Below are 9,294 nucleotides of genomic sequence, written 5' to 3' on the forward strand. Positions count from 1 at the left end.
ACAGAAAATTTACGTGCGAGGAGACGCCTGCTCGGCGGACTCATCCAAAAACTCAGGAGCATCCACCTCGATAGATGCGATCTCGGGCTCCATGTCTTCTTGTGATGCGTTGTTCTCTGCTCGGTCTATGCGTGCCTCACTGTCAGACAGTGCAAATTCAAGCGCCTCGTCCTCATCGCGGAAAGCATGAAACTGCAAGATGCCCTCTAGCCGATCGAGGTGTTTAGAGCGCTTCTGAGTCTGCATAGTCTGGAACTGCGTTCCAAGCAACGAGCGGGTGAGCTTGTAGAGCTCGTCCGATGCGTCCGGATCCAGCTCACTAGCCACTTCCCTCAGGATGGATAGATCAGAGCGATCAAGCGGTAGCGGTTCGAGATCTCGACCTGGATAACACTCACCGTAGGCCTCTTCATAGATGCTGGGTACGAAGTCTTCAATTTCTCGCTTCTCCTCCAGCCAGATACGCCGAATTTCATCGAGTTCATCCAGCGAGATGAGTTCAATTGCACCGCTTCCCTGGCTACGGGCTGCTTCCTGAACATCCTTCTGGGTCTTTAAGAGCTCACGCAGAAGCTTCACCCGGTATTCCTGCGTGTAAGGACCGTGAACAAGCTCGTCTTTGAAGACCGTCAGACGACCATTCATCCGGCGGAAGTCGCGCAACGGGCGATCCTTCACCGCCAGATAGCGATTTCGATAGTCAAGAATCGGCTGCATCCAACGCTTCTGATCATCGTTCTGAATCATGGCCTGCATAGACTTGTCCTGCGTGACCATCGTACAGACATAGCACCCAAAGCGACTGTCACCACAACTGGGAGTCGATTTATCGACTACGACCGGGCATTCCGAGTCGGCCGTGGCCCCACGATAGATGCTAAACAACTCCTGATTGTCTACGCCCCACGGGTTGGGTTCTGTGATGATGTATTCCCAAACATCGTCACTGCTCCACGTTTCAATTGGCAAGTAGACCCAGACCCGCGCCAGCTTGGGATCTTTATTCCGACTTAGCCTTTCGCGCGTGCTACCGCTGTAATGGTCCATGACTTTGTCACGAGCGGCACTCTCGCCGCGTCGCTGTCCAAGGACGAGAATCGCCTCTCCACTCGATTCCGAGAGGTCATGGATGAATTGCGTCGATGCACTGATCTTCAGACGATCGGTGCACCATCGAAACTTCGGTCGTGGTGCAGGATAGCCTCTCCCAATGAGGTTGACCCAGAACCTATTTTCCAGAGTAGGGGTAAGGCGATGGGCCTTGATGGGCAGGTCCTGATTGGCTGCTGCCAGCTTGATGCGCAGAAGTGAGTTTTCTACCCACGCGGCGATGATTGGGTTCTCGACCAGAGTATCCGTGCTGATTACATGAACCGTCTTGTGCCGACGTTCTTTCGGAAGCGCCGCGATGGCGCTCCAGACGAGCTGAAGTGACGCGGTCGAGTCCTTACCTCCGCTGTACCCAATAATCCAGGGCACCGGATCCGAAATATAGAGATCCTGGATCTCTTTGATGATGTCAGACGCTGAAGTTGTCACGTTGTACCTTTCGCTATCCGTCTTTTGCGTTGGGGCCCCTGCCGGGCGGCCATTAATGCCTGCTCCGCTGCAGCTTCGTCTTCCGAGAGCTGAAGACCCAGTACACGCTTGAGCTCACTTGTCGTGAGAGTGATGTTTTGGCCTGACTTTGCCATTGCGCCACCTACCATCGCACGACCCTCCCAGGTCGCGGCATTCTTTCGGGACCAGTCAACAGCACGAAGCCTTTTGATTCGTTTCGCCATATCCGGCTTGGGTAACTCGAAGATGGCCTTCCCCGCTCTTCCTATGGCTTGCAATACGATCGCGTGAGAGTGAATGAAGTCGCGCCGCACCTCACCTGCGGTCATCTTCGATTCCCGGACGTAGATCCACTCAGGGATCTGTTGCCCCACAAGCTCCCAGAATTCGAGACACTTTTTTGTGGCCGATGAGAAATTTTCCAGCTCATGCTCGGTCAGCAACTCTATGATCGAATAATGCAGGGCACTCAGGGTAAAAAGCTTGCGCGACCGCTCCGACAGGGATGAGCGCTCGGTCTCGATGAGATTCTTGAATACATCGGAGGTTAGGCTGAGATGCCGCGCGACGCTCGCAGCGGCGCTCCGATGGTCGTAGAGAATGCCAAGCGATGCAGATGGCTTGACCGCGTAGCGATTCAGGTCAGCGAACATCTGCTGGCATCGCTCCAGCCCTCGATCTAGAAAGAGAACAACAGCAATTGTTTCATCACCGAGTTCGGGAGCGGCTGCAAGCGCTTGCTCGATCGCAGCACGCCGATGCTGCCCATCGTTCACGATGAATTTGGCGTCCATCGAAACTGACAGTGTTCCCATTCGGAAAGATGTTGTGGAGTCGGAGCCCAGCGGGGCGAACGCAACCCCTCCATCTACCGAGGCAGTGATTGCCGAGAATGTATAGCTGTCTTTGTTCTCGACGATGTACCGGACGATTTCCGGGATACGGGCTTTGTTCAGCGTGCGCTGAGCCCTGAGCTCCGGGACGAGTTCTTCATTGTCAAACTGGAAAAGGCGGGGTAATAGCCGCATAGGGCACATGGAGACGTAGTACTCACGTCCCGCCTGCACCCCGCGAATCGCCGGGAAAACGTATGAGAAGCTGTCCGCCATAATACAGACAATACTAGCAGTTTGTTTATGGATACACAAACGTTTGTTGACGCGGCCGCATGGGCTTTGACCAAGACTCGTTCCCTGTCGTGATAGGCGACACGGTCGAAAGTAAGCGAGCGAGGTCAGTACAGGGGCATGGGGCGCGGGATGCGTCTCCCGTTAGTTGTCTCCCGCATCTCATATGCAGCACCTTGGGGCTCCTCCGCATAGCTGACGTGTATGGGATGCCCCTTCCCATAGAAGTACAGTCGGTCAAACGGCAAGTTCTCCATGATCCAGCGACTGACCTCTTCCATGTCTTCATCCGGGACAATGAAATCGCAGGCAGCCCCGCCTCTTTCGCAAAACAGCTTCCCTGTCGAGGTACATTCATAGGCAGCGTGCTGGTCAAGTTGAGGGGCAATGCGCGTCTTTATGCGTTTGCTCAACGCGTGCGAGCAGAATCCATAAGTTAGTTTGATGCCCCCGAAGTAATCGATGATCGGGTCCAGGATTTTACTTGCCAGATCATGCAACGCATTGAACGATTCAGGTCGTCGGGGAACATTTTCGACGCCAGTGTTCAACTGGGTTTCACCGCACTCAACGAAGTCACGGTAGCGGAAATATTTTCCACATGGCTGGTCCAGCGGCGGGATTCTGTCGCTCCGCAGAAGCGAGAAGCCACAGATGGATCGCCGATGAAGCTCGAGCGAGTCAGCGAACGCGAGTGCAGTAAGCCCATGCCCATCGGGATCAAAGAGTCCAAGCCGTGCCAATTCGCTATCAAATGCCAGTTGTTCGGCATATCCCGGATACTCTTCGTTCAGGTACCGCGACTTGTAGTACAGAAGCGGTTTTTCGTATTTACCGCCGTATTCAAAGATATCGTAGTCCTGCATCCGGATGTTGATTTTGATGCGCCTGGCCATGCGAGGTAGAGGTGATGTATCGAACTCCTCGTATTCAAGCAAGGTGAGCTTTCCAGATGACGCATGGACTTTGATCAGTTGAGCCTCGCCAGCCTCCCCGTATATTAGAAGACCGCATCCGACGTATGTGCGGAGGACTACGGGAAGCCTATCTACCGCAGTCGCATGCAGGTGCAAAGCGCCCTCCTTGTCGAGCCATCCCATGCCTTGCTCTGCGGCTGCCAGACAAGCCAAGCGAATTGCATCCGGGCTGGCCGCCTCCCTTAGCAGCCGCAAGCCCTCTGCCTGCGCTGCATGGTAATCGCCAAAAAACGCCTTTATGTCTCTCTGCAGCCTGGTTTCGAGGCTTCTGTACGGAGGACGCTTTGTAAAGTGCCCCATTGCAAAAAATAGACGAAGATCATCGGCACGAACAGCGGATGCCGCGGTCAACTGGTCTCGGTCGAACGCGGTATCAACAAATCGTAGAGCTCGCCGGAAAGAGCCGACATGGTTTTCAAGGTCCGGAAGAAATGACACTTCGTCGCGGTCAGGCACTCTCCCCAGATCCAGGACGACCTCCCAGAGGCGCCCGAGCCAAGCACGAGCGTCGTCTGCCAAACGTCCGAGAGCATTGACTGGTTCACGAGTTCGTATGCGAGCTTCCTGGTGAGGCCGCCTAAGGATGCGGTTCGCCAATTCTCGTCGACGGTATCGGTTGGCGATGAACCGCTGCTCAACGTTCTTGTCCTTGAACACGAAACACACACCTGGTCCAACCAGGAACGCCTCCTCACCGAGTTCATGTTGGACGTACTGCTTCAGCTCTGCCTGAGAAAAGTACTTCTGAAAAGTGTTCCGCGAGGTGCGTACGCCATCACGATAAGGAAATCCTGGCGTTGCACCGCTGCCCAACATGACAGCAACGGCCAGAACTTCATCTGCAACATGGAACGCCCGATGTAGCGCTTCGCGTCGCTCTTCAGGCTCTTCAATGACGTTTAGAACGAATCCGAGGTTGACCGCATGGGCTCGGGTTATCGTACTATCGGCCGCATAGAACGGATCCCAGCCACTAGCTGAGTAGCCTTGGGCGTTCAGGGTCGCAATATCGTCGCCTTTGCCACAACCGTAGTCGAACATTTCCTTGCCGAGAGATAGCAGGGCATGTCGTAGCAGCAGCTGAACGGGGGCTGATAGATTCCCCCTACTTAGAGCCGTTAGATGCCGAAATACAGGAGCGTGCTCCGAAATATCAGAAGGAGAGTGGACTGAATCAGGCTCGGCATTGCCAATAGGTACGAAGTCCGAGCCGACAATCTTGTACCCTTTGTCGGCGATCAAACGGATCCAACCTTCCCGAAAACCGATCGTTGCTGCTTCGTCAAACAGTCCAAGCGCCTCGGCTTGGCGGGTGATCTCCTCAAATTTCGGTCGAAGTGGATGCGACGGCAGAAGCAGCAGTTCTTTACGATGAAGAATCGGAGGGTTAAGTGAGTCAAGATAGGAGCGGTATTTAACCGTCTGTTCGCCTGCTGCCGAGAGACTCCATGATTCCAAAAGCACTGGAAATGGGGCGTCGAAAAAGTCGTTGTATCGGAGCAGCGACAATCGCGAGGATGTGAGGTTCAGCTTTACTACGTTGGCTTGTTCGTACGCAGACATGGGGGCAGATTCCAGCGCGGCAGTAATTATCGTCCTGAGCTCCTCCTCCAAGAACTCGATACAGTTTCGATGGATATACCAATCGTCCATGACTCGCTTGCCGAAGCCAAGGAGTAGGGGCGAAAGTTCGAGCTTTCCCATGATCTGACTTTCCTGTATGCCATTGTCGCGACGACACCGAAGTGCATGTTACGCGACTGGTTACACACTTAGTGCGCCTGTAAAGCCGATGAAAATTACTCGATGTCGACGATTGGGAGGATGACACTGTGGCCCACACCGACGCATGAAACGTCGCCTTGCGTTGCAGTTCGTGCCTTGGGCCTGCACGATCTGTTCATGTTTGCTGCTGCGCCGATCCTGCGTGAAGGGAGCGGCCCAACTCAATTAGCGAGAATGGGGGGCTAGCTGGCGTCCATCGCGTCCATCCAGGTGAGCCAGTCGAATGGACGCATCCGCGCAAGCCCGCTGCCGTCGTTCGGCGTTCACGAGCCCGGCGACTCGAAATAGAACTCGCGCGAGCTGTCTTCCGCCGGAGTGCGAATTCATGAGTCTCGGCGGTCGTCGGCCAAGGCCATCTGTCTCTTGGCGCCCCGTGAAGTATGCGAGCAATTCGTCATACTTAAGAATTGCCGCCTTGAGGGGGACTCTGAGGAGACCTCGGTTTTGTTCGGTGACGAACGGACCGCGACTCTTCGCACAATAAAAATGAGCCCTCATACGGGGTCGAAAGTGGCTGATACGCGATTTGCAACAAAGGTCACCCTCACGCCCCTATAGCAATCGGGTGGCCATTCTCAGCCAGCCCCCAAATGCAATGTCGATTCCAAACGCGGCCGCGCGCGACCTTTCGGCGCACGTAGCTAAGCAACGGAGTTCATCATGCCCATGCATGCCAACGTCGTTAAGGCGTGCGCCATGCTGCAAAAGCAGGTTGCGCGCTACCAGGGGTATAACTTCTGGTTGGCAGACCGTGCCGAAGAGGCCCTCAATGAGCTCGTCGGCAATCCACATCGCACCGAGCCAGCACCGCACCAAGTTCGGAACGCTCTTTCCAACGCGAGCAAGAAATTGAAACGTCGGCAACAACTCATGGAAGAGTTCTTCCCGACACTCGACTTCGGGGTCGACTGCTCCATATGCGGCCATACCTTCGATGTCTTGCACGATATTGGGAAGTTGACCGCCCGGCTCGCCGTCGCCGACAAGGTTCTGATCGAGGCGGTCGCCGACGGATCGGATGCAACAGAAATCGCCGAAAGACTGTCCCTTCCTGTGCCGCGGACGCGTGAGAATCTCAGTCGAGCTCGTGCTCGGGCTCGGGCATTGTGGAAGGAGCCCGTATGATCTGCACCCACCATCGGCTGTTCAAGCTAGAGCCCTGGCTCGTGCGTGCCGTTATTCCACAGGGAAAAATTGGCGTTTACGTGCTCTACATTTCGGGTAAGCCAGTCTACGCTGGGCGTTCAGACGAGGACCTGCGTAGCCGCCTCGTGGCACACGCATCGGTAAAGCGAGCGGAATACTTTGGATTTGGCCTGTACTCCGATGCGTCGCGCGCATTCGACATCGAATGCGCATTGTTCCATGCCTTGGAGCCATGTACCACCAACCTCATACATCCGGCATCTCCCAAAGGAAGTGGCCGAATCTGTGTCGTCTGCACGGAAATACGGCATCTGAAAAATGGACCATTCCGGACGACCTGACGTGCAATTGATTGCAGTCTCATGCCCCTAAACAGCACGAATCCGGTTGAGCAACGACTTTGCAGATTCAACCGTCGAGACGGATCTGTGACCACCTCAACAAAGAGGAGAAACGTATGAACGTACTTGAACAACGCGCCCCTTTGACTCAGGCGTACCAAACGCTCGAGAGCTCACGCGACTCCGGATTCGACCTGAGCGCAGCAATAGGCGAACCCGTTGATAACTCATGGGAGGCGGGCGGGGTGGTCATCCGCATAAAGGCAATTGAGAGCGACTCGGATAGGTCGATAACGGACATCGCGATCGCAGACAATGGCGCGGGCATTTCACCTGAGATCTTTCCGAACGTTCTGTCTGTGGGCTATTCCTCGCGCTATAACTCCCGCAAGGGACTCGGTCGATTTGGCATGGGGTTGAAGCTCGCGGCCCTTAGCCAAGGGCGCCGCGCGGAAGTGTACAGTAGGGCACGTGGCGGAGAGCAGGTTTATAAAACGGCGCTCGACCTCGATGACGTCAAAAATGGTGTCCAGGAGGATCTCGCTATCGAAGAAGTGGAAGGTTGGCCTGACAAGTTCGTAGACCTAATGGTGAATCCGAAGGACGACGTGCCGTTCGATCAGGGTACGCTTGTCATTATAAGAAAGATCGACCGGCTGCCTCGCGGTGGTCGCTATGGCGCCAGTACAGACGAACGTATGCACGATCTGACTAGATTTTTGGCCCGTGCGTATAGGAAATTTATCGACAAAGGCCTGCGTATCGAGCTTGAGGGCAAACCAGTGAATCTACACGATCCTCTTTTTCTTTTGCAGAACCCGAGAGTGGTGCAGAAGTTTGGCGTTGATCTTCGAGCAACGATAGTCGACCAGGGGACGTTCCTAATCGATGGACATAGCGTCCACTGGATCGTGACGCTTTTGCCAGAGAAATTAAGGCGCGTCAGGGGTGCGGGCGGTCGCGCAACCAAGGGGCGAGAAGAATTCGCTGACCTCTACATTCCCGACAACGCAAGCAAAATTAGCATCTTGAGGAACGAACGAGAAATCTACTATGATTTAGTTCCTCGTCTGCTTCCAGGCGGAAAGGACAAGGTCGATCGCTACATTGGTGTCGAGATATCGTTTCCTGCTGAGCTCGATGAGTATTTCCAAGTTCGCAACGTAAAGCGCGGCGCCGAGCCGGTCAGTAAGCTCCGCGAGGAACTTAAAAATGCAATCAAGAAGCCGGTCGAGGAAGCGCGAAGAGAGATCCGCAGATTTTGGGGCGAGGTTCTCCGCGAAGAAAGCCTGGCGAACGGTGACGGCCATTTGGCGGCTCACGGGGCAGTTGACGGGTTTGACCGCACGGCGCCACATGGACAGGCTGGATATACCGGCAATGGCGACAACGGAGTAGAAGGGGCGTTTGACAATCTATTCCACGATCTCAAGCTGGACCGAAACAAACCCGAGGATGCCGCCAAGGCCAAATGGATCCGTGAAAGTTTCAATCAGCGAGCGTTGACCGTAATTGATGCGGGGTGGCCGGGCAAGGAGCTATTCGAGATTGTGCACCTGACCGGTAAAGCAATCGTCAAGGTGAACAGTCGGCACCCGTTTTTCGCCGAGATAGTGACGCCGCTCAAAGCGATGTCCGAAGCAGAGCCGGAGGAATTGGACACACAAGAAGTCTCTGAGCTTCTCAAGAAACTTTCATCCGCGATTGATCTGTTGATCCTAGGATACGCCAAGGCCGAGAACATGCACACTGATCCGGAAGAGGCGTACGGTGAGCTGCGCTCTCACTGGGGGTTGTTCACCTACGGGTTGATCCGTGAGTATCTACGCAACGCATAATGAGAAGTGTGGTCTGCGGGTGAGTGCAGTTGCCCGCGGACAATTCAAAGATGGTTGACTTTTTCAGGTATCTAACACGAGGTGAAAGAGGCGCCACGATATTGCCTGGGGCGCGTTAATCATTTCGGCCGGCCATGCTGCTTGACACTATCTAATTGCCAATTGGACCCACCGGGTTTCTTTTTCGCGTGAAAAATGTGAGAAGGTTTCGTCTCCACCGTGCCGAATTGAATAGCAATTTGAAGTGATTGCGCTCAAAGTCTCCTCGTGAAGCAATTTCAAAAGTAAGAAAATCGCTACGGCTTGCCACATTAGTCCTAGCAGGATTGTTCGATTCTCCTCTGCTCACCACAGATCAGAAGGTGCGTCTCAGTAGCAATTCACGCGCTTGCGAGTGCAAGCGGGCGACGCTTCGTACGACGTGGTGATTTTCCCGACGCAGGTCAGCGGACCACCGACTACGAAGCCTCCCGGCGCTTGGACTTCACCGTGCCAGGAAGCCGACTGGCGGCCAAGTCAC

Annotated in this window: 5 protein-coding genes; 2 read left to right on the forward strand and 3 right to left on the reverse strand. The window is 54.7% G+C overall.

Going from position 1 to position 9,294, the window contains the following annotated elements:
- Window positions 1-9: 9 nt before the first annotated feature.
- The 3 genes from dndC to J3489_RS23320 form a co-directional block, all read right to left on the reverse strand.
- Window positions 10-1,539 (reverse strand): DNA phosphorothioation system sulfurtransferase DndC, encoded by a 1,530-nt coding sequence (gene dndC, locus J3489_RS23310; protein WP_207002085.1) that lies wholly within the window; start codon window positions 1,537-1,539, stop codon window positions 10-12.
- Window positions 1,536-2,669, reverse strand: coding sequence for a DNA sulfur modification protein DndB (gene dndB, locus J3489_RS23315; protein WP_207002087.1), 1,134 nt, complete (start codon window positions 2,667-2,669; stop codon window positions 1,536-1,538). The genes dndC and dndB overlap by 4 nt, the downstream gene beginning before the upstream one ends.
- A gap of 125 nt (window positions 2,670-2,794) precedes the next feature.
- Window positions 2,795-5,368 (reverse strand): DNA phosphorothioation-associated putative methyltransferase, encoded by a 2,574-nt coding sequence (locus tag J3489_RS23320; protein ID WP_207002089.1) that lies wholly within the window; start codon window positions 5,366-5,368, stop codon window positions 2,795-2,797.
- A 741-nt stretch (window positions 5,369-6,109) separates the two neighbouring features.
- On the opposite strand from J3489_RS23320, the gene J3489_RS23325 reads away from it, so the two are divergent.
- Together J3489_RS23325 and J3489_RS23330 are read left to right on the forward strand one after the other, a co-directional pair.
- Window positions 6,110-6,574 (forward strand): hypothetical protein, encoded by a 465-nt coding sequence (locus J3489_RS23325; RefSeq protein WP_207002091.1) that lies wholly within the window; start codon window positions 6,110-6,112, stop codon window positions 6,572-6,574.
- Between the two features lie 478 nt (window positions 6,575-7,052).
- Window positions 7,053-8,774, forward strand: coding sequence for an ATP-binding protein (locus J3489_RS23330; protein ID WP_207002093.1), 1,722 nt, complete (start codon window positions 7,053-7,055; stop codon window positions 8,772-8,774).
- Window positions 8,775-9,294 lie beyond the last annotated feature (520 nt).

This window comes from Trinickia mobilis, from assembly GCF_017315705.1.
Taxonomy (GTDB): Bacteria; Pseudomonadota; Gammaproteobacteria; order Burkholderiales; family Burkholderiaceae; genus Trinickia_A; species Trinickia_A mobilis.